28 protein-coding genes and 2 pseudogenes are annotated in these 22028 nt (G+C 41.5%); 4 read left to right on the forward strand and 26 right to left on the reverse strand.

The features are described from left to right. Nucleotides 1-11: 11 nt before the first annotated feature. The 14 genes from accB to BLL40_RS01295 all read right to left on the reverse strand — a co-directional run bounded on the left by accB (nucleotide 12) and on the right by BLL40_RS01295 (nucleotide 9325). Entirely contained in the window at nucleotides 12-497 is a 486-nt protein-coding gene (accB, locus tag BLL40_RS01230; protein WP_073710089.1) for an acetyl-CoA carboxylase biotin carboxyl carrier protein, read from the reverse strand. A gap of 153 nt (nucleotides 498-650) precedes the next feature. Next, nucleotides 651-1172, reverse strand: coding sequence for a SpoIIIAH-like family protein (locus BLL40_RS01235; RefSeq protein ID WP_073710090.1), 522 nt, complete (start codon nucleotides 1170-1172; stop codon nucleotides 651-653). Then, on the reverse strand, nucleotides 1172-1717 hold the full coding sequence (locus tag BLL40_RS01240) for a hypothetical protein (RefSeq protein WP_073710091.1): 546 nt from the start codon (nucleotides 1715-1717) through the stop codon (nucleotides 1172-1174). Before BLL40_RS01240 ends, BLL40_RS01235 begins: the two co-directional genes overlap by 1 nt. After that, nucleotides 1710-2231: a stage III sporulation protein AF gene (spoIIIAF, locus tag BLL40_RS01245; protein WP_073710092.1), complete on the reverse strand. Its 522-nt coding sequence runs from the start codon at nucleotides 2229-2231 to the stop codon at nucleotides 1710-1712. The genes BLL40_RS01240 and spoIIIAF overlap by 8 nt, the downstream gene beginning before the upstream one ends. Before the next feature lie 4 nt (nucleotides 2232-2235). After that, nucleotides 2236-3330 carry a stage III sporulation protein AE gene (gene spoIIIAE, locus BLL40_RS01250; RefSeq protein ID WP_083566166.1) on the reverse strand — a complete coding sequence of 365 codons (1095 nt, stop codon included), beginning with the start codon at nucleotides 3328-3330 and terminating at the stop codon, nucleotides 2236-2238. After that, complete coding sequence (locus tag BLL40_RS01255) at nucleotides 3327-3692, reverse strand: SpoIIIAC/SpoIIIAD family protein (RefSeq protein ID WP_159434170.1); 366 nt, start codon at nucleotides 3690-3692, stop codon at nucleotides 3327-3329. Before BLL40_RS01255 ends, spoIIIAE begins: the two co-directional genes overlap by 4 nt. A 43-nt stretch (nucleotides 3693-3735) precedes the next feature. Then, on the reverse strand, nucleotides 3736-3939 hold the full coding sequence (gene spoIIIAC / locus BLL40_RS01260) for a stage III sporulation protein AC (protein ID WP_018393894.1): 204 nt from the start codon (nucleotides 3937-3939) through the stop codon (nucleotides 3736-3738). Nucleotides 3940-3952: 13 nt separating this feature from the next. Further along, nucleotides 3953-4465: a stage III sporulation protein AB gene (locus BLL40_RS01265; RefSeq protein ID WP_073710094.1), complete on the reverse strand. Its 513-nt coding sequence runs from the start codon at nucleotides 4463-4465 to the stop codon at nucleotides 3953-3955. Further along, entirely contained in the window at nucleotides 4462-5373 is a 912-nt protein-coding gene (spoIIIAA, locus tag BLL40_RS01270) for a stage III sporulation protein AA (protein WP_095532809.1), read from the reverse strand. The genes BLL40_RS01265 and spoIIIAA overlap by 4 nt, the downstream gene beginning before the upstream one ends. 188 nt (nucleotides 5374-5561) lie before the next feature. Next, a complete protein-coding gene (locus BLL40_RS01275) occupies nucleotides 5562-6668 on the reverse strand; it encodes an acyl-CoA dehydrogenase family protein (RefSeq protein WP_073710374.1) in 1107 nt (368 codons plus the stop codon). Nucleotides 6669-6765: 97 nt separating this feature from the next. Beyond that, complete coding sequence (efp, locus tag BLL40_RS01280; RefSeq protein ID WP_073710095.1) at nucleotides 6766-7323, reverse strand: elongation factor P; 558 nt, start codon at nucleotides 7321-7323, stop codon at nucleotides 6766-6768. A gap of 18 nt (nucleotides 7324-7341) precedes the next feature. After that, on the reverse strand, nucleotides 7342-8403 hold the full coding sequence (locus BLL40_RS01285) for a M24 family metallopeptidase (protein WP_073710096.1): 1062 nt from the start codon (nucleotides 8401-8403) through the stop codon (nucleotides 7342-7344). 3 nt (nucleotides 8404-8406) lie between these two features. Beyond that, nucleotides 8407-8844: a type II 3-dehydroquinate dehydratase gene (gene aroQ / locus BLL40_RS01290; protein WP_073710097.1), complete on the reverse strand. Its 438-nt coding sequence runs from the start codon at nucleotides 8842-8844 to the stop codon at nucleotides 8407-8409. Nucleotides 8845-8905: 61 nt separating this feature from the next. Beyond that, nucleotides 8906-9325: a YqhR family membrane protein gene (locus BLL40_RS01295; RefSeq protein ID WP_073710098.1), complete on the reverse strand. Its 420-nt coding sequence runs from the start codon at nucleotides 9323-9325 to the stop codon at nucleotides 8906-8908. Between the two features lie 237 nt (nucleotides 9326-9562). Here BLL40_RS01295 and BLL40_RS01300 point away from each other — a divergent pair, with 237 nt between their 5' ends. Beyond that, nucleotides 9563-9940 (forward strand): SA1362 family protein, encoded by a 378-nt coding sequence (locus BLL40_RS01300; RefSeq protein WP_073710099.1) that lies wholly within the window; start codon nucleotides 9563-9565, stop codon nucleotides 9938-9940. Between the two features lie 82 nt (nucleotides 9941-10022). Here the strand turns inward: BLL40_RS01300 and BLL40_RS01305 are convergent. From BLL40_RS01305 to BLL40_RS01315, 3 genes and pseudogenes are all read right to left on the reverse strand, one after another. Continuing rightward, nucleotides 10023-11789: pseudogene (locus tag BLL40_RS01305) on the reverse strand (vitamin B12-dependent ribonucleotide reductase); the annotation flags it as partial. A 316-nt stretch (nucleotides 11790-12105) separates the two neighbouring features. Further along, nucleotides 12106-12900 (reverse strand): annotated as a pseudogene (locus BLL40_RS01310) (ribonucleotide reductase N-terminal alpha domain-containing protein); the annotation flags it as partial. Nucleotides 12901-13143: 243 nt separating this feature from the next. Continuing rightward, nucleotides 13144-13980: a lipoate--protein ligase family protein gene (locus tag BLL40_RS01315; RefSeq protein ID WP_073710102.1), complete on the reverse strand. Its 837-nt coding sequence runs from the start codon at nucleotides 13978-13980 to the stop codon at nucleotides 13144-13146. 218 nt (nucleotides 13981-14198) lie between these two features. Between BLL40_RS01315 and BLL40_RS01320 the strand changes: the two genes are divergently transcribed. Further along, nucleotides 14199-14519: a rhodanese-like domain-containing protein gene (locus BLL40_RS01320; RefSeq protein ID WP_073710375.1), complete on the forward strand. Its 321-nt coding sequence runs from the start codon at nucleotides 14199-14201 to the stop codon at nucleotides 14517-14519. 28 nt (nucleotides 14520-14547) lie between these two features. Here the strand turns inward: BLL40_RS01320 and BLL40_RS01325 are convergent, their stop codons facing one another. Next, nucleotides 14548-15138 carry a DUF4652 domain-containing protein gene (locus tag BLL40_RS01325; protein WP_073710103.1) on the reverse strand — a complete coding sequence of 197 codons (591 nt, stop codon included), beginning with the start codon at nucleotides 15136-15138 and terminating at the stop codon, nucleotides 14548-14550. A 166-nt stretch (nucleotides 15139-15304) separates the two neighbouring features. On the opposite strand from BLL40_RS01325, the gene BLL40_RS01330 reads away from it, so the two are divergent. Then, the gene (locus BLL40_RS01330) at nucleotides 15305-16891 is read left to right on the forward strand and encodes a DEAD/DEAH box helicase (RefSeq protein WP_073710104.1); all 1587 of its coding nucleotides are present in this window, start codon (nucleotides 15305-15307) and stop codon (nucleotides 16889-16891) included. A 7-nt stretch (nucleotides 16892-16898) separates the two neighbouring features. Continuing rightward, nucleotides 16899-17702 (forward strand): YqhG family protein, encoded by an 804-nt coding sequence (locus BLL40_RS01335; RefSeq protein WP_073710105.1) that lies wholly within the window; start codon nucleotides 16899-16901, stop codon nucleotides 17700-17702. Here the strand turns inward: BLL40_RS01335 and BLL40_RS01340 are convergent. From BLL40_RS01340 to BLL40_RS01375, 8 genes are all read right to left on the reverse strand, one after another. Next, entirely contained in the window at nucleotides 17677-18102 is a 426-nt protein-coding gene (locus BLL40_RS01340; protein ID WP_143180072.1) for a hypothetical protein, read from the reverse strand. The two genes, BLL40_RS01335 and BLL40_RS01340, sit on opposite strands and share 26 nt — an antisense overlap. Continuing rightward, entirely contained in the window at nucleotides 18035-18511 is a 477-nt protein-coding gene (comGF, locus tag BLL40_RS01345; RefSeq protein ID WP_159434171.1) for a competence type IV pilus minor pilin ComGF, read from the reverse strand. Before comGF ends, BLL40_RS01340 begins: the two co-directional genes overlap by 68 nt. Beyond that, complete coding sequence (locus tag BLL40_RS17285) at nucleotides 18453-18620, reverse strand: hypothetical protein (protein ID WP_159434172.1); 168 nt, start codon at nucleotides 18618-18620, stop codon at nucleotides 18453-18455. The genes comGF and BLL40_RS17285 overlap by 59 nt, the downstream gene beginning before the upstream one ends. Nucleotides 18621-18747: 127 nt before the next feature. Next, on the reverse strand, nucleotides 18748-19191 hold the full coding sequence (comGD, locus tag BLL40_RS01355; RefSeq protein WP_073710109.1) for a competence type IV pilus minor pilin ComGD: 444 nt from the start codon (nucleotides 19189-19191) through the stop codon (nucleotides 18748-18750). Continuing rightward, entirely contained in the window at nucleotides 19181-19501 is a 321-nt protein-coding gene (gene comGC / locus BLL40_RS01360; protein WP_073710110.1) for a competence type IV pilus major pilin ComGC, read from the reverse strand. Before comGC ends, comGD begins: the two co-directional genes overlap by 11 nt. A gap of 15 nt (nucleotides 19502-19516) precedes the next feature. Next, complete coding sequence (gene comGB / locus BLL40_RS01365) at nucleotides 19517-20545, reverse strand: competence type IV pilus assembly protein ComGB (RefSeq protein ID WP_073710111.1); 1029 nt, start codon at nucleotides 20543-20545, stop codon at nucleotides 19517-19519. After that, entirely contained in the window at nucleotides 20511-21590 is a 1080-nt protein-coding gene (gene comGA, locus BLL40_RS01370) for a competence type IV pilus ATPase ComGA (RefSeq protein WP_073710112.1), read from the reverse strand. The genes comGB and comGA overlap by 35 nt, the downstream gene beginning before the upstream one ends. Nucleotides 21591-21740: 150 nt before the next feature. Then, entirely contained in the window at nucleotides 21741-21965 is a 225-nt protein-coding gene (locus BLL40_RS01375; protein ID WP_018393919.1) for a DUF2626 domain-containing protein, read from the reverse strand. Nucleotides 21966-22028 lie beyond the last annotated feature (63 nt).

A 22028-nucleotide genomic window follows, 5' to 3' on the forward strand; every position in this document is an offset into this window, starting at 1 on the left:
GCAAATCCTCCTTATTCCGGTTTCACTAAAAAGAGCGGCTGTCCATATTCTACAAGTTGCCCATCTTTTACGAGAATTTCAACGATTTCGCCGTCTACTTCTGCTTCAATTTCATTGAATAGTTTCATCGCTTCAACGATGCAAACCACTGATTGAGCATTAATTTTATCACCCAATTTTACGTACACATCTGCATCTGGCGACGGTGATTGATAAAAAGTCCCTACCATCGGAGATGTGATTTTATGTAAATCAGTTTCATCAATTGCTGACTTCGGTGCTTCCGGTGCCTGCACTTCTTGCACAACAGGTGCAGATTTTGGTGCCTCCTGAACTGGTACACTTTTTACAACTGGTGCTTCCGATGCTGCTGCGTATGTAGTCGTGCCTGTTGATTTCTTCATTTTCAGCTTGCTTCCTGCTGATTCAAAAACAAATTCTTCGATCCCTGATTGATCCACAAGTTTGATCAACTCTCTAATTTCTTGTACTTTCATTTCCTCAACACCCCTTCAATATACATAATGTCCAGAGCATCTTCATTCAAAAATGAGAAAACTCCTTTTCTCATTCTATCTTTTTTTCGTCAATTAGCAAATATAGAATAAGAATGAAAAAGGGCTCACCTATGCAAAGGCGAGCATTTCTTGCTATTTAAACGGCTGAAATTCAACTGAAACAGGCATTTTTTCGCCCATTTCTTCTTTCGCAATCCGGATAATTTCATTTGCTGCTTCTGCTGAATGACTGTCCGATTTTACCGTAATTCTCACTTCGCCATCGCTTGTCCGAACGAGTGCGTCATCATATCCTTTTGATTTAATAAGCGTCTCTACCATCTGTTCTTTCGACGTAAGTGCATCAAGTTCCTTCATATCATCGTATGCTTCATTTTTTGCTTCAACTGATACATCCGCAGATGCCACCTTAGCAGTCAACTCTTCTTTTAAACGACTTCGCTCGTCATCCGTTTCAAGCCGGATTAATTCAAAAACCTCATCACCAGCCGTTTCTTCTACCTTCACGTCCACATCTTTCGCTGCAGATTCCGGTACTGATTCTTCAAGTATTGATGCAGGCATTAATTTATCCGGGCCGGTCACATAATACACACCTAATACCGCCGTTAAACTCACCATTGTAAATAACCATACTGTTTGTTTTTTCGGCATTATTCTGTCTCCTCCGTTTTCCCGGGTATAACAGCCACGCGATGCACCGGTACACCAAGCATCCGCGTCACTGCTTCCATAATTCGTTTTTTCACATGCACATTTTCTGCACCGTCCGCGACGACAAGCACCCCTTGAATATCCGGCTTACGCACTTCTAAAATAACTGGATTTTCGGTATCACCATTCCTAATAATGGCTACCTGTTCTTCTTTTGTTACATCGCCATTCCCTGTTGAAGATGATGTATTTTTCTCCAGTACTTTCCTCTCAGATGACGCAAGATTGACAACGACTGACACGTGTCCGGTCCCGGCAATTTGATTTAACGCGTTTGTTAATTCCCGTTCATATTCGCTTTTCACATCTACTTTTACCGCTGCTGTCTCATCTCTTGGCTCTTCACTTTTAATCGAGTCTTCTTTCTGCAAATCACCAAGAGCCATTATAGCAATTCCACCTCCCAACATAACGGCGATCCATTTTAACGGCTTGTCTGCCTTACCTTTTTTCCAAAAAGAAAACAGCCGGTTCCGCTCACTCACCTCCTGAACCTCCCTTTTGAATCACCATATTCATTCGGACGGCATCTATATTCCACTTTTGAGACAACAAATCAATTATTTTTTCTTCCGGGCAGCTCTCTTCTGTTCCTTTTACTGTTAAAAGGGCATGTTTAAGTTCATTGTCCTCTATATCCGCTTCCACACTTCTTACATCACATGAAGGATATGATTGAAGTGCCAATTCCGCATCTGCAAATAACTGTTGATTCATATACGGATTCGCTGTCAATGATTCCATTTCAGCCATTTGTTTAAGATGATCATCTGTTTTCTGTTGAAATACAGTCGTTTTTTGTTCATTTTCTAGTGAAAAAGAAAAGTCAACACCGGTCAACAGTGCAAATACTGGTGTGATGATAGCCGTTAAAATAACAAGTCCAGCCACAAGACGCACGTATTTCTGCATAGACGACTCTGGAATAATCATGTCTATAATAGCTGCACATAAGAGTACAGCCAGCACACCGGTCAACCAGTCAAAAATGGATTGCATACGTTCACCTCATCATGTACGCGGCATTGCCAGCCGCAACGACGGCAGCCATCATTAAAAAGTACATAAATGATACGAGAGCAAGCGCTGCGAGAACAAACGACATCGTTTTTCCGATGATGTCAAGACACGAGGCAGCAGCAGAATCCCCGAGCGGCTGCAGCACAGCAGCGGCTACTTTGTATAGAAAAGCAAGAATCATAATTTTCAATACAGGGAATATCGCTGTTAACAAAAGAAGAGCAATGCCCGCTGCACCCGCTGTATTATTAATCATTAAAGCGGCTCCTGAAGCCGTATCAGCCGCATCCGCCATCATTCGTCCGACAACAGGGACGAATGTTCCGCTTATAAATTTAGCCGTCTTTACAGTTAATCCGTCCGCCGTTGCGGCACTCATCCCCCGCATTGTCATAACGGTGAGAAATGCGGCCATAAATGCACTGAGCAAAGACACACTGATTATGCGGAGCAATGAAGCAATCCGGTCTGCTTTATAATGGTCCGATAATAAACCGACTAAGCTGAATAAAACAGAGAAAACGAGACATGGCAATACAATTTGATCAATTAAAACACCTGATACATTCATCATAAATAAAAGAAGCGGTGGAAACAGAGCTGCTGATACAACAGCACCGGATAATGCAAGCAATGCCAGAAGCACCGGCATAAAAGCCGTCATAAACACCGTCATGTTTTCCACTGCATCAGATGCTGATTCAATCGCCAGTCGGAATGTGTTCATCGCAAGAATAAAAATCGGAATTAAAATAGCTGCTTCTGCTGTTTTACTCACCGTTTGCTGACCAAATGCATATCCCATCGTCTTCAACACGGATGCCAAAACAGACAACAAAAAAATAATCGATAGCAATTTAAGATTCTCTGTAACCTCAAACAAGATATACGACTGAAACATATCGATCCAATTTTCTAGCGAAAAAAACGACTTGATATCCAAATTATTGATGTCCATGTCCATTTGACTAGGTAAAAACGGTCCGTATATGTGCTTGATCTCACTCCAACGATCTTCGATTGCAGATAAATCAATGTTTTTCATAATTGGATCAAGGACTTGTCCTATTTTTTTCACCGCCCTGGCAGCATCGACATGACCGTTTCAATTAGCAACGCTAAAATTGGCAGCACAAGTGTCATAATAATGATTTTTCCGGCCATTTCCATTTTTGCTGCCAGCGCGTTTTGACCCGCGTCTTTTGCGATATTCGCAATAAATTCTGAAATATACGCAACACCAACTGCTTTTAATACCGTTTCAACGTATATTCTTTCCGCACCGGCGTATGCTGCCAATTTTCTGACCGATGCAATAAGAATCGCTATTTCTCCCGCCAGCCCGTATAAAAGAAGGCTACAGACGAAAAAAACGAACAGCAACGAGTAGCCTGCATTGTATTCACGCAGCAAAATGGACAGAAAGACAGCAACGAGCACGATAGCGGCAACGTAGGTGATATCAATTGTTCAAACGCTCCTGTCACTGGAATAAGAAAACTGATTTTATTTTGTCAAACAGTTGTCCAACGATTGTTGCAGCCATAAATAAAATATACAAAAAGCCAAATAATGTTACCCACTGAGCGTATTCTTTTTTGCCCAGCTGCTCTAAAATAGTATGCAAAAAAGCAGCGATGATGCCAATACCGGCTATTTTAAAAAGAAGATCCACGTCCACATTCATGTCATTCCCCGCCTTACATAAGCAAAATGGCTGTTAACAGGCCAGATAGAACGCTAATGGCACGAACCATGCTAGCAAAACGTTGCTCTTCTGCCACTGCTTCTTCTCTTCTCTTTTCCAACTGCTTAAGCACATGTTTAATTCTTCTCTCTTCTGCTTCCTGTGTACACGAACCGAGCATGTGACCTGCCTGTTCAATAAGACGGATATCTGACTGTTTCAAGTCAAAGAATTCATTATGCCGCTGCAACGTATGTGTCCATACGTTCGCAGCACTCATTTCAGTTGACGACAGCTCCTCCGCAAAATCACGAAAAAATAATGCGGCCGGTTTTTCAATCGTCTCCGCAATAAAGCGGGCTGTCGTTTCAATCGAATCAGCTCCGAAAAGGATGGCTGATTGCAGCGTTAAAAGCGCGGATTCAAATTGACGAATATGCAGAACCCGATTTGTATACGCTTTTGATTTGCGCTGGCCGATGAGAAATGAAGCGAGAATAATGAAAAAGGCACCAGCCCATTTCATCGGAGCGCCATAGCTGGTTTCAACACTCTGCCCTGCTCGTCTCGAATGGTGCACTCATGATTTTGGTTCATTTCCATGTAACGTTTAAACAGACCACTCTCTTTTATCGTACGAATGATCGGTCTCCGAATCACTTCTTCATATGAATGTGCATGAACTGTCGCAATGACAGATATTCCTGCATTCAGTGCTTCTGACATGGCGTAAGCATCTTCAGCACGGCCTATTTCGTCCACAATAATAACGTCCGGGCTCATCGACCGGATCATCATCATCATCCCTTCTGATTTCGGGCATGCATCAAGTACATCAGCCCGCTTCCCAACGTCCAATTGTGGGACTCCATTCAAACATCCGGCAATTTCGGAACGCTCGTCCACAATAGATGTTTTACAAGATAGAACGCCCCGCTCTGTCAACCCTGTAGCAGCTGTCCTTGCAAGATCGCGTAGCAATGTCGTTTTTCCGGAGCGGGGCGGACCTATGAGAAGCGTACTCTGCCAGCCATTTTCATATAGAAAAGGTAACAAGTGATGCGCGCATCCTTTCTTTTCTTTCGCAATACGAATGTTAAAAAAAGATAAATTGCTCATCGAATATACAGAACCTTTTTTTAACACCGCTTGTCCCGCCAATCCGATTCGATGACCGCCTTCAATCGTGATGTAACCCTTTTTCAGTTGTTCTTCCAGCCTGTAGAACGAATGCTTTGTTAATTTATGCACAAATGCAAGCCGCTCTTTTTCTGTAAATATGAGTGGAAGAACATACTGCTTGTTCCCCGAAAGTTCAATAGGCTGACCCGTTCTGAGCCTAATTTCTTCTATGTGAGGATCCTTTTTCAAAATAGTCGTCACTGAACGGGCAACCATTTCTGGCAAATAGGGCAAAATGGCTTCATACGTCAAGACAACCAGCGCCTCCTTTCGCTCTTTTCACACTGTATGAGTGAAAATCCTAAAATATGAATTTGTCATGAGAAGCAAATGCTAAATTCGTGTCTTCTACGAAGCTCCCTTGTACTAGCACCTATACGTCTATTCTATGCCTTAAAAATAAAAAGCCCGTCATTTAAAATGACGGGTCCTTCCCTGTATTATAGATTGATATGGGCAATCGCATTTTGAGCAAGTGTCCGATATGCGATATCGTCCATCGGTGGATTATGTAGCCCTGCACGAACGTTTTGCCAATAACGATGGAGCGGATTTTTTTCAGACAGGCTGCGAGCACCAACGAGACGCATCGCCATATCAGTCACGTCAATTGCTGTGTTTGTAACGAATGATTTTGCCGCTGCCATTTGCGGTTTGATCGGTTCATCAGGTGCGCGGTCATATAATTCAGCTGTCCGGTATAAAAATTGCTGCGCTGCCATTAATTTCATTTCCATCTCACCGATCAGCTGTTCCGTGACCGGTAATGTGCCGATCGGCTGATCAAGCGAAGCTGGCGTATAGTTTGCTGCAAACTCGACCGCATAATCACGGGCAGCACCCGCAATACCGATGTAGCATGCTGGAATGTGTAAAAGCGAGCCGTTCCGGCGTAACCTTTTAGATCCATCCAGTTTCTCAACAATATAATCTGACGGAATACGAACATTTTCAATGACCAAATCATGACTTGCCGTTCCACGCATCGCAACACTGTCCCATGTTTCTCTAATCGAGATCCCTTTTGAATCAGCCGGAACGAGGAATACGGCTGATTCTTCTGTTCCTTGAATGGATGCCGACACAAAAAAATAATCGAGTACCGGTGCAGCGGATGTAAATGTTTTTTCTCCATTTATCACGTATTCACCGTCATCTAACAATGCAGTCGTTTTAAACGCAGCACCCCGAAGTGGACTGCCTGCATTTCGTTCACTCGCTGCCGCATTCACGAGCTTTCCTTCATTCACTTCTTCTTTCAAAAAATCGGTAATGGCCGGATTCCAATGTTCATGTTCGGCATATTCCATCAATATACCAGTATGCCAACCAATTGACAAAGCCGTTGCCCCGCACCCTTTTGCAATTAGTTCCTGGCATTGAACAAAATCAAGTAGCGACATCCCTCCATTCTCTCTCATCATCGCTTTCGTATAGCCTATTTCCTTCAAATCCTCTATATTATCAAACGGAAATGAATTTAACTGATCAAGAGCTGGTTCTCTCGTTTGAAACATTGGTATAAGTGTTCGTAATTCCTCTTTCATATCCAATTTATACTACCTTCTTTCTATTCATTTTCTTTCATCCCACGAAGGACAAAAAATAAAAAGGAGCGCACCGGTTAGGTACACTCCTTTTGGATTACGCACGTGATACGTATGATCCGTCAGTTGTGTTAACGATCAGTACGTCGCCTTCGTTGATGAAGAACGGAACGTTGACAGATAGACCTGTTTCAACGATCGCCGGTTTTGTACCGCCTGACGTTGTATCTCCTTTAATACCTGGCTCAGTTGCCGTTACTTTCAATTCCACTGTGTTCGGAAGTTCGACACCTAGTGTTTCCGTTCCATACATCATGATCGATACGTCCATGTTTTCTTTCAAAAACTTCAATTCATATTCAATTTGTCCTGCTGGAAGTTCTAATTGATCGTATGACTCGTTATCCATGAATACGTGCTGATCGCCATTTGCATACAAATATTGCATACGACGATTGTCAATTTGCGCTTTTTCTACTTTTTCACCAGCACGGAATGTTTTTTCTTGAATCGCACCTGTACGAAGGTTACGAAGCTTCGAGCGCACAAACGCTGCGCCTTTACCCGGTTTTACGTGTTGGAAATCGACCACTCGCCAAATACCGCCGTCTGTTTCAATTGTTAAACCTGTCCGAAAGTCATTTACTGAAATCATGTGTGTTCCTCCTGGTAATTACAAAATAATAAGCTCTTTTGCAGAATGTGTGAGCATCTCGTTCCCGCTGTCTGTCAATAAAATATCATCTTCAATTCGAACACCGCCGATTCCTGGCAAATAAATGCCCGGTTCCACCGTCACAACCATACCAGCTGTAAGCGGTTTATCGTTGCGAAGGGACAGCGTTGGACTCTCGTGTATTTCCAGTCCAAGGCCGTGTCCGGTCGAATGGCCAAACGCATCTCCGTATCCTTTTAATGTAATGATGTCACGCGTTATAGCGTCCGCTTCCTTCCCTGTCATCCCCGGTCGAATTTGGTCCACAGCCGTCATCTGTGCTTCAAGAACAATTTCATATATTTCTTTCAGCTGTGCAGACGGTTCACCGACCGCGACTGTACGCGTAATATCCGATGCATATCCTTTGTAAAATGCACCAAAATCAAGCGTAACGAAATCACCGGATTTGATTATTTTATCGCTTGCCACACCATGCGGTAAAGCAGATCGCACACCGGAAGCAACGATAATATCAAAAGAGGAAGAAGTTGCACCGCATTTTCTCATGTAAAATTCGAGTTCGTTTGACACATCAATTTCTCGTATCCCTGGCTTTAAAAAATCGAGAATGTGTTTGAACGCTCCATCCGCGATGTCACACGCTTTCTTTAATATCTTAATCTCTGATTCCGTCTTAATCAAGCGCAAGTTTTCAACGAGGCCAGCCACTGGTTTAAGCGTACCTTTAAATTGCTTCTTTAACTGTTCATATTCTTGATGCGAGACATATTCCGTTTCAAATCCAAGCGTTGATAGGCCAAGCTTTTCCGCCTGTTCCATCGCTTCCTGTAAAATGGGTTTTGAATGCTGGACAATCGTAAATCCCTCTGCCTGTCTCGCTGCTTGCTCCATATAGCGGAAATCCGTTAAGAACACCGCTGCATGCTGTGTAACTATGACAGCGCCAGCCGTTCCTGTGAACCCAGTCACATAGCGGCGGTTATACGGGCTCATAATAAATAGTCCATCTATGCCGTTTTCTGCTAACTGTACACGCAGTTTTTCAAGTAGCAACATGTATTAGACCTCCCGATTCATTAAATAGTCGAGCGCCATTTCATAGCCGTACAGACCAAATCCACAAAGCTGACCAGCTGCATGAGGTGCAATAACCGAATGATGACGAAATGCTTCACGCGCATGAATATTTGAAATATGCACTTCTACAACCGGCACTGTAATACTTGCAACGGCATCTCCAATAGCGTGACTGTAATGTGTAAATGCACCGGGATTAAAGATAATTCCATCCATTCCCTCGTCTTCTGCCAGATGAAGGCGATCCACTAGTTCTCCTTCAAAATTGGAACAGAACGTAATCACCTCTAGGTCTGCTTTTTTCCCACGTTCAATCACGCGCTCTTCCAATTCATCTAGCGTTGTGTAGCCGTAAATATGAGGCTCACGCTTGCCCAGTCTGTTTAAATTGACACCGTTCATCAATAGAACTTTTTTCATTCTCCCCGTCCTCCGCCTATTCTTTTCACAAAACAGTTTATCATATTTAGAGCATAAATGACTACCTGCCCCGTTCATAAAACCACGAAGCAGATACACTGATAAATACACAATAACATAAAAGCAGGCAGAATACGGTAATCAAATTAAGTGTACTTTGGGAAATGAATGCGAAAAGCAATAAAAAAAGAACGATTCCCATAACAAACCCTGCAAGTAAGGGCGTTCTTTTCCTAAATAGTGCATAGTATAATAAAGAAAGCACAATGGAAATGATAATAATGATCAAAGCAGCAATGATGTATTGAATGGCTGTTGATTGACGCAAAAATAAACCAGGCACTATTGGATTTACTTTTGAGAAATGAAACGTATAGGCCAGCCAGCTGAACATAAACAACAGGCTTCCTGATGCAATGCCTATTTGAATAATTTTTCCGTTGAGATAGTCTGATTGCTTAGGTATTTTTTGGTTTTTCATTCTTTCTCCTCCATCTGATACGTCTTGCTTTTATTTTGGCCGTTTTATCGCTAAAATATAAGCAAGACCCGTCATACTACCTCTAAATGAAGGAAGATACTGATCGGTAATTAAGTAGAGGTCGTTATTGCGTCACTCGAAAAATTAATTTCCATTGAAGAAAACGCTGAAAAAGGATTAAAATTAGACGAAATTGTCTAATATATAAGTAACACTATTTTCTGGGAGGTGGCTTTAATGAGTATTCGTACTGTCGTAACGTCCATTATTGTCGCACTTGCTGCCATTGGTCTCGTGTCTATGATGATCACCTCTCCCGGGCAGCTCGTGAAGCAACTTATTTTTGCAGCTGTGTCTGTCGCCATTGTAATGTTTCTGTTCCGTTTGTTTATGGGAAAACGAACGGGCGGTAATACTGAAAATCGTGCCTATTCAAAAGCTGTAAAGCAATCCCAAAAAAAGCATCCGAATTCTAAAACAAAATATGCGTCGGCACGTTCTACCTCTCTTTCAACTAAGTTGAATAAAAAGCCGATCCGACGTAAAGATTCTTCACATTTAACCGTGATCGAAGGAAATAAAGGAAAACGTAGAACCCGTGCTTCTTCCGAATAAACCCGCCGCTTATACTGGCGGTTTTTTCTATTTCTATACGCAACAAAGGAGCCGCTCCCTGAGGAACGGCTCCTTTACTCGATTATAATCCACATTTCAACTGGGCGCCGCAGTTTGTGCATGTGTTGCAGCCGCCTAATTCTTCTACTGTACCTTTTCGGCAAACCGGACATGTATTGCCGATTTCGCTGCCGATTGTGACATTTGTTGAACGCAAATCTTGAATCGTATCAACAAGAACAACATGATTTTCAAATTCTTTCGGTTCGGTTTTTTCTTCTTCATCCCAGCTATTTTCTTCTGCTTTTAACGTTAAAACTTGAGCATCACGGCTACCATCGACGTATACTGTACCGCCTTTTGCTCCACCTTTGTATAAACGCTCGTACACACCTTCTACTTGCTCAACTGTGTAGCCCCGTGGTGCGTTTACTGTTTTGGAGATCGAGCTGTCAATCCAACGCTGGATCACACATTGAACATCTGCATGTGCTTCCGGCGCAAGACCCATTGCCGTCACAAAATACGCTGGCAGTTGATCTGGATCTGCTTTAGGATTACGCGCAAGATAATCCGTTACGATATCCGCTTTCACCTCGATAAATTTCCCCAGACGCCCGCTTCTATAATAGGTAAATGAGAAATATGGTTCTAACCCTGTAGACACTCCAACCATTGTTCCTGTGCTGCCCGTTGGTGCAACAGTTAATAGATGAGAGTTGCGAATACCATTCTCAACGATCGCTTCACGAACATGATCAGGCATTTTTTTCATGTAGCCCGTATTAATGAACGCATCGCGCAGACGGTTCCTTTCATCAAGGGTTTCTCCTTCAAGGAATGGGAAGCTGCCTTTTTCTTTTGCAAGCTCGACAGACGTCTCATACGCCGTCACAGCGATTGCTTCAAACACTTCATCAACAAGTACGTTACCTTCTCGTGAACCGTACTCTTTTTCGCAGTATATAAGCAAGTCTGCTAGACCCATAACTCCAAGTCCAACACGTCGTTCGCCAAGCGCCTGCTTCTGGTTCTCTTCAAGGAAGTAAGGCGTCGCGTCGATGACGTTATCCTGCATACGAACACCCGTTCGAACAGTTTCTTTCAACTTATCAAAATTCACTGTTTTCGTGTCTTTATTCGCCATTTCAGCTAAATTAACCGCGGCAAGGTTACAAACAGAAAACGGTGCAAGTGGCTGTTCTCCACAAGGATTTGTTGCAACGACTTGCTGTCCATACGCTTTTGCATTCGTCATTTCGTTCGCATTGTCGATAAAGAAAATGCCCGGTTCTGCGGAGTATGTCGCGCAGACGTTGATCAAGTTCCATAATTCCCGTGCTTTAATTTTCCGATATAAACGAATTTCATGGCCTTCTTTTTCCCACTCGCGAACGTCACCGACTTTATGCCAGTTTTCGTTATAGTTTGCCATCTCTTCTTTGCTGTACTTTTCCACAGCTGGGAAACGGAGATCGTATTCCTCATCGTTTTCGACAGCTTCCATGAATTCTTTCGTTAAGCAAATCGAAATGTTTGCACCCGTCAAAAATTCAGCGTTATGCACACTGTACGTACCACCTGTGCGAAGTTTTTCTTCTGCATCTTTAAATATTTCAGGGCTGAATCCACCGTAGCCAGGAATGTTTTTATAATTCACAACGCCTTGATACATTTGCTCTTCACGTTCAGTGAGCGGCTTAAAGTTCAACTTGTCTTTTGCCGCTTTTTTAATTTGTTCGTCTTCTGTATTTTCAAGCAAATAACGCAAAATACGCGGATTTTGCATTTTAGAAATAATAAATTCAACAATATCAGGATGCCAGTCCGCCAACATAATCATTTGGGCCAATTTGTTACGTTGATTCGTTAGATCAACTCTCTAAGTCGCCCTAGAGTTCAGACCATATCTTACACTCTATGAGTGCCCCCGCACTTCGGAATCACTTGATCCCTACTCTACTCGCTTCCACTTATTCAGTGTGCTTTCGCTGGTCGTTGAACCTTCTCCCTTTAAGGAGCTTGGCTGCTGATTGTCTTTATCCACTTGTTGTTTTCAAGCATTCACGTTGACCGTTTCCAGTTGCGTTGTAGCCAACAAGTCATGCAAAGAGTTTCCAGCAATTCACGAGGTTTATTTAAAGACGAGGCACTTAAATTGATTTACCACGTCTTGACCCACCCTGCTCAACAAGGTGTGTCAGTTTCGCAATATCATCAAGCCATGAAACAGAGCCGGATGATTTGCCGTTTACGCCTTTAGCTAGTGTGTTACGCGGACGGAGTGTAGAACCATTCGTGCCGACACCGCCGCCGCGGCTCATGATTTCCATCACTTGTTTGCGATGCTCTGAAATGCCTTCTCGTGAGTCAGCAACAAAAGGCATCACGTAGCAGTTAAAATACGTTACGTCCGTATCTGCTCCCGCTCCGTACAATACACGTCCTGCCGGAATAAAGTTTAAATTCACAAGTTCATGATAAAATTTATCGAACCATTCTTTTCGTTTTTCTTCTGTTTTTTCAACGGATGAAAGACCAGCAGCATTACGCTTGGCAATTTGTTCGTAAAACACTTCAAGCGGCTTTTCAATGACGTCAAATCCACGTTGTACAATTCCAGTTGATGCTTCGTGTTGATCATCAATCGCGTTTCTGTATTCTTCATCAATTAAGACAGACACTTTTTTTGTTTCACGGTCGATCGCTGTAACAAAACCTGTTCCACGCGCTGGAAACTTTGGATCTTCTTTAATCGTCAACACGACGAAATCGCCTTCAGACAGAGTGATCTTTTCCGTATCCTTAAATGAATAACGGTCGATCATGACGAGACGGGAAACACCTTTGTGTGTAATCTTCATATCCGATGTAACAGGATGTACCTGTGGAAAAATGCTGATGTCCTTGTTTAATCTGTCGACGTTTAGCGACATGTGCGTTGTGGACGTAGCAGGCATGCAAACAACTCCTTTATTATTCTGTTTCATTAAATCATATACCCATATTTCAGTAGAAAAAACGAAAACAAACACAATATATTGTGTTTGCCTTTTCATACATATCCTACATATTGAGTGAGAATCATATTTTTGTCAAGCCGCCTTTTTGCTTAAAAAAGTGGTAAAAAGGCTTAACCCCTGTAATTTAAACGCATAAAAATATTTTCCGAAGATACAAAACAGGCAGCAGCCCATAAACTTTTATCTCCGGAAATTCCATTCATGATTTTCATAGCGTTCTCTTTGAATCGTTTCAATTTGATATACTTGCTCATCGGTTAAAACAAGCGGTTCTAGTTCAATATTAAGCCCTTTTTCAAATCCCTGTTTAAATGCAATACGCGCTTCATTCAACGTCACATGGTTTGAACAAAGCGCATTAATCGCAACAGCTTTATCTTTAAATGTACGTTTCATCCGTTCTTTCACCCGGTCGCTTGAATAGTAAAATAAGCTAAATAGCTTTTCCTCATCAATTTCAAGCAAAATCGATCCATGTTGCAAAATTACACCTTGCTGCCTTGTCTGTGCACTACCAGCTACTTTTCGGCCTTCTACGACAAGCTCATACCAGCTCGGTGCATCAAAACAGACGCTGGAGCGCGGATTTTTCAAACTTGCTTTCTCTTCTTCCGTTCTCGGCACGGCAAATTCAGCATCTAGACCGAGAGCCCGAAATCCTTGCAGCACACCTTCTGAAATGACTCTATATGCTTCTATAACACCTGCAGGCATTTTAGGATGCTCTTCACTAACGATGACGCTATAAGTTAGTTCATGCTCATGCAAAACGCCCCTTCCACCGGTTGGACGGCGTACAAAGCCAATACTCTGCTCCTTAAGCGCATCAAAGTTCACTTCTTTTTCCGCTTTTTGAAAGTAACCGATCGACAGTGCTGCCGGCTCCCATCCGTAAAATCGCACAACTGGTGGAATCTTGCCTTTACTGTGCCAATCAAGAAGTGCTTCATCTACCGCCATATTATACGCAGGGCCATGATTGCCTGTGTCAAGAAATGCCCATCTTTCTTTCTTCATCATTAACGCCTTCTTTTCATAGTTAATTCCCTTGTATAGTCTAACAAATCAAAGGTAAAATTCAAAGCTGTGAACACTGCTTTTTTAAAAGAGAATTTTCTTTTCATCTGATGAGCATATAGATATAATGAAAGGAGCAGTTTATTTGAAAGGGGAACACGACGTTGCTTTATTCTATTGCCGCAGTGCTCGGAGCGATTATCTTGTACGCTCTCTTTATGTATTTCTCCCAAAAACGTGCGGTAAAACCGCTCAGCCAAGAAGAATTTGTGCAAGGATACCGGAAAGCGCAGCTGATTGATGTGCGCGAACCGAATGAATATAATGGCGGACACATTCTCGGCGCACGCAATATTCCCGTTACGCAAATAAAACAGCGTATGAAAGAAATTCGTCCCGACAAACCTGTTTATTTGTATTGCCAGAGTGGACTTCGCAGCGGACGTGCTGCGCAGATGCTGTATCGAAAAGGGTACCGGGATATTTATCATCTCCAAGGTGGATTTAAGAAATGGACAGGCAAAATTAAAATGAAATAAAAAAGGAGCAGAATCTGCTCCTTTTTTATTATGGCAACGGAATCTCTTCAGTACTTCCGTTCATAAAATTGTCATCTTTATATGTATGAAGCGTATATGTTCCTTTCTCAACGTTTACTAAAACGACTTCTTCTTTCGGGTCATCTAATATGACCACCTCTTTCGTATCACCTGTTTCCACATTCAATTCATACAAACTGCCACCTTTGGTCACCGTGCCCTGTGACAAACCAACAATGACATATACATGAGTGTCATCTTTCCACTCCACATATTTAATGGTCTCTTGTCCTTCATCTGCTGGCCATGAAAATAGTGTCGTTGTTTCTGCCTCTTTTACAACGAGTACACCATTCCCTTCTTCTATACTACCCGGACCGCGCCCTTCAATAGCCGCTTCTTTATTACCGTTTGGTGATACCTTCCAATCTGTCCCAAACTCAAGCTCAAATGAATCTGTTTTTTCTATTACAAACAACCGATTTGGTTCTTCTGAATCAGGCTTTTTATCTTCCACAATCGGTTTTTCTTCGACCGGTTCGGGATCCTCCGCCTGATAACGTGCCAATAACATAAAACCTAACGATATAACAAAGAATAATAGGACTGCTCTTTTCATACAAAAACCCCCTTCTTACCCATTTTTACATAAAAGTAGCACACTTTTTGTTTCATTATGTATTCATACTATTTATTCATTCGGGCATACTGATCTCATATTTCTCTTTCATCGTATCATCATTTCTAACGATCAGCAACTAGATTAAAAAGGAGGTATTTTTGCATTGAAACCGCCCATTTTAATTGATGACTCATGGGAAAAGCAACTACCCGCCTGGCTCCATTCTGCTCCCATCGTTAGTAACTGGCCGCTTTTTACATTAGCAGCCAAAACGAAAAAGCTCGTTATTCCAACTGATTTTCATGGACTGCTCACACCTGACTTTCTCCCTTCTATTCAATTTATGCCACACCAAATAGAAGCAGCGCGGACAGTCATGGAAGAAATGAATGGAACCGCTATTTTAGCAGATGAAGTCGGACTTGGAAAAACAATTGAAGCGGGGCTTATTTTAAAAGAATACATGCTGCGGGGCCTTGTATCTCGCACCCTTATTTTGACACCCGCCTCTCTCGTCAATCAATGGGCAAAAGAACTACGTGATAAGTGTAAAATTTATGCACTCGTACAAAAAAAGAAACCGAACTGGTCGTGGAATGGCGTCCAAATTGCCTCCATTGATTCGGCCAAACAACCAAAATATGCGGATTCCATTGCAAATACGATGTTCGACATGGTGATTATTGACGAAGCACACCGTCTAAAAAATCCCGCTACTTTAAATTATCAATTTGTCCGCCGTTTGACAAAAACATATTGCCTGCTTTTAACAGCGACACCTGTACAAAATAACGTTGATGAACTCTTTCATCTCGTTTCACTATTAAAACCAGGTCATTTTGGTAATAACGAATCTTTCAATAACCGATTTAAAAGAGGAAAGCGATCCATTCACGATCAGGATGTTTTTAAAGAGCTGCTACAAAAGGTCATGATTCGAAACAAACGGGATGATATGGATCAGCAACCCGTAAAACGGTGTGTCGAAACGATCCGGATCACTCCATCAAAAGAAGAAAAAGCATTTTACGATTCACTCGCCCACTTAAAAGAAGATGTACCAAATGCGATGACTCTGCTCACATTACAACGGGAAGCATGCAGCAGCAAATACGCTGCACTAAGCACGATTCAAAAACTAAATGGACAAAAATATAAAAAGATCGCCCTTCTAGCCGAACAGATCAACATAAATTCAAAAGCGGAAAAAACATTAGCTATTATGAGAAAACACCCGGAAAAAACCATTGTCTTTACACAGTACCGGGCAACACAGCGCTATCTCGAACACTACTTTAAGGAAAATGGATTATTAGCCGTTTCCTTTCAAGGTAACTTCAAAAAAGGGAAAAAAGACTGGATGGTTGAACTCTTTAAAGGGCCTGCTCAAGTTTTCATTGCGACAGAATCAGGCAGTGAGGGACTTAATTTACAATTTTGCCGTCAGCTCATTAACTTTGACCTGCCTTGGAATCCGATGAAATTAGAACAACGGATCGGACGCATTCATCGCCTTGGACAAGCTCAGGACGTACACATTTATCATCTCGCTTATGAGCAAACTGTTGAAGACCGTATGCTTACACTGTTGCATGAAAAAATCCATTTATTCCAGTCAGCAATTGGCAAGTTGGATGATATTCTGGAAGAAAATTGGGTGGAAGAGCATTTGCACGATGCCTTTCATCATTCAAAAAGCATTCGTGAATGGGAAATTAAAGTGCATAATCTTACTGCTGCATTGGAGTGAATTATATATGATGACTTTTCTCAAACAATTTTTCACGGCCTGTAATTGTCATATTACCCATCAAAACGATGAATCGATTACTGTAGAGTTATCCGAACAGGTGGACCGGGCAATCATGAATCGTCCTTTTTACTGGCACTATAAAGATCAGCTGAACGAAAAAGGAACACCCATGACTGTTTCTTTTTATGTAAAAGACACCGGTCAGCCTCTGCGTGCCCACGAAGAATACATCAGCTTCGGTTCGCCAAGGTTTCATCAGTTGCTTCACTATGCCGGACAACAGTCGCTATTTATCCGTCTTTACGAAGAGTGTTCATCCGTAAAGCCTCTTCAACTGGAACCATGGCTGTTCGTCCATTTTTTAATTTCATATGAAGCAAACGGAAAAAAAGAGAGAATCGAATCGCTCGCTCTTCATTTAATCAGTGGAAAAATCCAACGTGACTTTTTAACCAAAATAAGCGATGTTCCTTTTGCTCAAACGATTCCTTCCTTTCATTACGTGTTATCGCCGTTCATTACTCCCATAAGCGGACTGAAGCGAATTCAGAAAATGATAATGAACGAACTCAATCAGGAAAACCACGAATGGGCAAAAGAAGCAAAAAATAAACAGGAAAAGGAAATTTCATTGCTTCGTTCTTTTTATAAAAATAATTCAGATAACAGTGATGAATATACACGTGAAAAAGAAGCCATTATTCGCCGTTTCGAGCCGGTTATTCGACTATCTGTCTGGAACGGTGGGCTTCTCTATTTATCTGCCGGCCGCTGTCAGTCATTTACTGATGCTCAATCCGTTTTGTAAGTCGATGGTTCTCTTTATCATAAAGAAATGTAGCATAAAACTGGCGATGCCCTCTCGTTGTCGTAATGCGAATAATCCGTTCTATTTCTGATGGATCTAATAGCTGTACATCCGTTATTCCTTTATTTGTTTTCATTGTAAAGGAAGCAGTGTCCGGATTTTTTAGTATGGCTCTAATGGCCATCAGTTCAACTAGCCGCATTTCATAATATTCCGTTAGCTGATCGGCCGTTTTCATTTTTGTCACTGCTGCATCTGTTGCCGTTACAGCAGCAGCACTCATCAAAAAAAGCAGTATTAGGACGTGGGGATAAATCATCCCCAACTCATTTTTACGAAGACGTTTGATTGAATGGATAAAGCGATGTTCCTTCTTCTTCTCCATCTTGAAAGGTAACATGAATATACAATTTCCCTCCTTTAAGTGCAAAAGCTGCTTTTTTCACATTTTGTAGCATCACTTCATGTCCTTGCCCATTTATTTGTCTCCGCAGTTTATCCTCATACTGGCTGATCGATGTGGTGGACCCTTCCAATTCATAATTGAGTTTCCCATCCATCACGTTCCAATTACTGGATTTTTGCAGTTCATTGCGCAGCTGTATAATAAAAATTTCCCATTCTGTATTTTTTTCAGATTTACTTGCATCTAGAATACGATACGTTGCATCATACATTAACGGAAATGATGCAGCACATGTCATGAACACTGTCAGCGCAATAAGAGCTTCAGCAAGGGTATACCCTCTATCATTCTGATACACAAACCGTTTTATCAGCAGTTGATACACATGCCTGATTTTTTCCATTCTCCATTTCCCAATAAATCTGGCCTGTATAATTAGGCGTGTCCATTTCATATGTGAATGAAGCGGGTCCGTACAACCTCGATTCTGCTTCTTCATATAATTTTCTCATTCCTTCCTGACGCTCCCACCTCTTTGACGTTTCAGCTTCAATTTTCATGCATAATGGCAAAATAAAAGTAGCTGCAACGAATAACGCGGTCAGTGCTAGAAGACTTTCAGCCAGTGTAAATCCTTCTTCACTCTTCCAGAAAATAAAAACGTCCCCTTCCAATTAAAAAAATTAGTTTTATTCGCTTCTCTTCTGATTTAAAATAAACAGTGCCAAACCGGTTCGTCATCCCCGTTTTTTGAAACATAATATCCATCATACTTCCCTTTACAGGAATGAAGTACGCGGGAATATCCCGCTCGACTATTATGTAACGGGGATATTCATACGTGGAAATAGTATATTTATGCTGTCCTGATTCATAAAAATTGACCATAACGTGCACATTATTCAAAATTGCGTACGACTGTGCTTCAAATAAATCGCGCTCCAGCTTGTTAAAAAATTGCTGTTCATTCATTTCATTCGTTACATTCAAAATCGGAATGAGCACCGCTCCAAAACATGCTATAAATACTGTTAACACAAGCATTATTTCCAACAGTGTAAAGCCGCCTTCTTTATGATTCACTTACCAAAACTTCGCCTTCCGCATCAATTGTAAGATCCTCGCCGCCTGGACATTTCGTTTCATCTTTCCTCAAGTATCCATCTGTTACCATCGTTTCAATAGAATCAGGAAAATTCTTATTGTCAATCCGATACGCTTGTACTTGTCCTTGTACCATATGCGCAAAAGCATCACAGCCTTTTGCATTGATGTTTTGGCTTTGTTTCGCCACGTTCGGAATCGCAATGAACAATAAGACGGTAATAACAAGTAAAACAATCATCATTTCGATTAGCGTAAAAGCTTTTTCGTTTTGTACCCACTTTTTCATCTTTTATTCCTCCTTTTATACTGAGGTCATCATTTCAAACATCGGCAGCATAATAGATAAGTAAACGGTCATGACAACTGCTCCAATAAACAAAAAAACAGCTGGTTGGATAAAACTGGTCAACCTTTTTATTTTTTCTTCAACCAGTTCATCACAAAACTCCGCATACATAAGCAGCTCTTCGCCAAGACGTCCATTTGCCCCGCCATGACCTGTCAAAGCCGATAACTTTTTATCAAACCATGTAATCTGTTTAATCGCTTCTTGAAGTGATGCACCGTTCATTAAGCGTTTATCAATGACCTCTGAAACGGCGGTGAGCATCGGATATATTGTCTGGCGCTCAAATACATGAAGCATTTCATTCACAGCAAATCCGCTGTTTAACAATTGAGAGGCTTCGCGAGCAAACAGACGTGTGAAATATAGTTGAAAAAACGTACGGACGTACGGAATACGGATGAGCATATCTGCTTTCTTTTTAGGCGATAACAAGCGGTAACGAGCATATAAAAAGATCGAAAAACCAATGGCACATGGAAGTAAAATGAGCATGATCGAAGGTACCCATTCTAGAAAAAAGAGCAGTAATAAAATCATACCTTCAGGCTTGTATCCCATTGATGCATGTAAATCATGAAATTGTGGAAGGACAAATGTATTTAGTACTGCCAGAAGCATTACTAATAAACATAATAGAAAAATAGGGTACTGAAGTAATTTCATCAAATTTTCTTTTGATTGTTCCGTTTTTTTCCATTGTTTTCCTGCATGAAGAAGTACGCCCTGTACATTTCCATGTTTTTCAGCGAAATACACTTGAAGGCAAATAAGCGATGGCACATGAAGAATAGGTAGAATTTCATGAAGAGGTGTTCCGGCTTGCAACATTTGCCGGATGTGTTTTGTTTGTTTCCCGTCGATTCCTGGTATGTTTAACATTAAAAAATCAATTGACTCTCTAATCGTAAACCCTTTTTCAAGCATTTCACCAAGCCGAAAAATAAACTCAGCGCCACTTTTCGCTGTCTTCCGCTTCTTCATAAATCCAGCGAGCCCACTCTTCCTCGGAGAGATATCCATAGGCAATCCCCTTTCCAATTTCATCCTTCAACCGCTTGTATACCACACGATGGTCTCCAGCCCTCACCTCCTTTAAAACAGATGTAAGCATGCGTCCAGATAAAAGTTCACATACGATAGCTTGACGTGTAAAATGAACACAATCAGGCTCACATTGAGCACCACATTTAGGGCAGCTGATACGCACGAGTCTTTGTGCAGTAATCCCCACGATTGTTTGGCTGATTTCATGATGCGTGACACCAAATTCAAGGAGACGGCCAATGACACCTGCTGCATCACGTGCATGAATAGTTGACATGACTAAATGACCGGTAAGAGCGCTTCTAACAGCAACTCGAGCCGTTTCTTCATCACGTATTTCTCCAACCATAATCACATCCGGGTCATGTCGTAAAATCGCTTTTAACCCAGTAGCATACGTAATTCCCGCTTTTTCATTTACTTGTATTTGCAATAAGGAATCGTGTTGTTTTTCGACAGGATCTTCGAGAGTAATAACATGTTTATTTAACATTGCAGCACTATGCTGAATCATGGAGTAAAGCGTGGTCGATTTACCGCTTCCCGTTGGACCACTGAGTAAAACGAGGCCAGTTGAATGGTTTAGTAATGATGTTAATTTTTTTGCTGTATCTGGAAAAAGAGTTAAATCAGAAAGAGATGGTACGTGTTCTTGAGGCAGGAGGCGGATAACAAGGCTTTCTTTTTGAGGAATGGCTGGTAGTGTTGAAATGCGTAGAGAAGTTGAGATGCCATTAATGATCTGTTTAAATGCTCCACTCTGCGGCTTTCGCTTTTCGCCGATATCCATCGATGCCATAAACTTTAAATACGATATCAGTCGTTCACCTTCATGGATGGAAAATGAATCGGTACCCGTCAGTGTACCACCTGCTCGAATTTTCATTATGTAGCCGTTTACTTTTGGCATTAAATGAATATCAGTTGCCTGCATTTGAACCGCAGTCATTAAGACATGTTTAATTTTTTGTTCGACGTGCAAACCGTCACCTTCTTTCTTTTTTACACCATACTACAATTTCCGGACAGTTTCATCAGATATTTTAAAGTTTACAAAATCTTAACAAAAAAGCCTTTAAAGCAAAATGCTTTAAAGGCTTTAGCGGGATTCATTTTTTACCGCGTTTTTGAATTACATCATGAACGTTGACCAGTATGTAAAGCCTGCAAAAGAAACGGTCAAATATGCGAAAAAGACGTAAATGTACATGCGTTCAGTGAGACGTAAATAACCTAATAACAAGAAAAATCCAGTTTGACCGAGGAAAAGCAATGCAGTTTTATCCATGTGTCCGAGATAAAACATCAATGAGAAGATCCCGGTCCAGAATGCCATCATGCGAAACATGCGATCCATTAAGTATCCCTCCTTTGTCATACACTCCATCAATATCATATTATAAAGGAACAGTGACAGATT

Source organism: Domibacillus mangrovi (genome assembly GCF_001906925.1).
Taxonomy (GTDB): Bacteria; Bacillota; Bacilli; order Bacillales; family Domibacillaceae; genus Domibacillus; species Domibacillus mangrovi.

Bases quoted from the DNA above. Each gene is read 5' to 3' on its own strand.
- spoIIIAC (WP_018393894.1), bottom strand. From the start codon at position 3,939: ATGAATGTGGACGTGGATCTTCTTTTTAAAATAGCCGGTATTGGCATC.
- aroQ (WP_073710097.1), bottom strand. From the start codon at position 8,844: ATGAAAAAAGTTCTATTGATGAACGGTGTCAATTTAAACAGACTGGGC.
- BLL40_RS01320 (WP_073710375.1), top strand. From the start codon at position 14,199: ATGTATTTCTCCCAAAAACGTGCGGTAAAACCGCTCAGCCAAGAAGAA.
- comGB (WP_073710111.1), bottom strand. From the start codon at position 20,545: ATGAAGAAGCGGAAGACAGCGAAAAGTGGCGCTGAGTTTATTTTTCGG.
- BLL40_RS01295 (WP_073710098.1), bottom strand. From the start codon at position 9,325: ATGAAAAACCAAAAAATACCTAAGCAATCAGACTATCTCAACGGAAAA.
- BLL40_RS01265 (WP_073710094.1), bottom strand. From the start codon at position 4,465: ATGAAATGGGCTGGTGCCTTTTTCATTATTCTCGCTTCATTTCTCATC.
- BLL40_RS01285 (WP_073710096.1), bottom strand. From the start codon at position 8,403: ATGTTGCTACTTGAAAAACTGCGTGTACAGTTAGCAGAAAACGGCATA.
- BLL40_RS01375 (WP_018393919.1), bottom strand. From the start codon at position 21,965: ATGGATCGCATGTTTCGCATGATGGCATTCTGGACCGGGATCTTCTCA.
- BLL40_RS01340 (WP_143180072.1), bottom strand. From the start codon at position 18,102: ATGTTACCTTTCAAGATGGAGAAGAAGAAGGAACATCGCTTTATCCAT.
- accB (WP_073710089.1), bottom strand. From the start codon at position 497: ATGAAAGTACAAGAAATTAGAGAGTTGATCAAACTTGTGGATCAATCA.
- efp (WP_073710095.1), bottom strand. From the start codon at position 7,323: ATGATTTCAGTAAATGACTTTCGGACAGGTTTAACAATTGAAACAGAC.
- BLL40_RS01325 (WP_073710103.1), bottom strand. From the start codon at position 15,138: ATGAAAAGAGCAGTCCTATTATTCTTTGTTATATCGTTAGGTTTTATG.
- BLL40_RS01315 (WP_073710102.1), bottom strand. From the start codon at position 13,980: ATGAAGAAAGAAAGATGGGCATTTCTTGACACAGGCAATCATGGCCCT.
- BLL40_RS01335 (WP_073710105.1), top strand. From the start codon at position 16,899: ATGATGACTTTTCTCAAACAATTTTTCACGGCCTGTAATTGTCATATT.
- comGC (WP_073710110.1), bottom strand. From the start codon at position 19,501: ATGAAAAAGTGGGTACAAAACGAAAAAGCTTTTACGCTAATCGAAATG.
- BLL40_RS17285 (WP_159434172.1), bottom strand. From the start codon at position 18,620: ATGAGAAAATTATATGAAGAAGCAGAATCGAGGTTGTACGGACCCGCT.
- BLL40_RS01235 (WP_073710090.1), bottom strand. From the start codon at position 1,172: ATGCCGAAAAAACAAACAGTATGGTTATTTACAATGGTGAGTTTAACG.
- BLL40_RS01300 (WP_073710099.1), top strand. From the start codon at position 9,563: ATGAGTATTCGTACTGTCGTAACGTCCATTATTGTCGCACTTGCTGCC.
- comGF (WP_159434171.1), bottom strand. From the start codon at position 18,511: ATGGAAAAAATCAGGCATGTGTATCAACTGCTGATAAAACGGTTTGTG.
- spoIIIAF (WP_073710092.1), bottom strand. From the start codon at position 2,231: ATGCAATCCATTTTTGACTGGTTGACCGGTGTGCTGGCTGTACTCTTA.
- BLL40_RS01275 (WP_073710374.1), bottom strand. From the start codon at position 6,668: ATGAAAGAGGAATTACGAACACTTATACCAATGTTTCAAACGAGAGAA.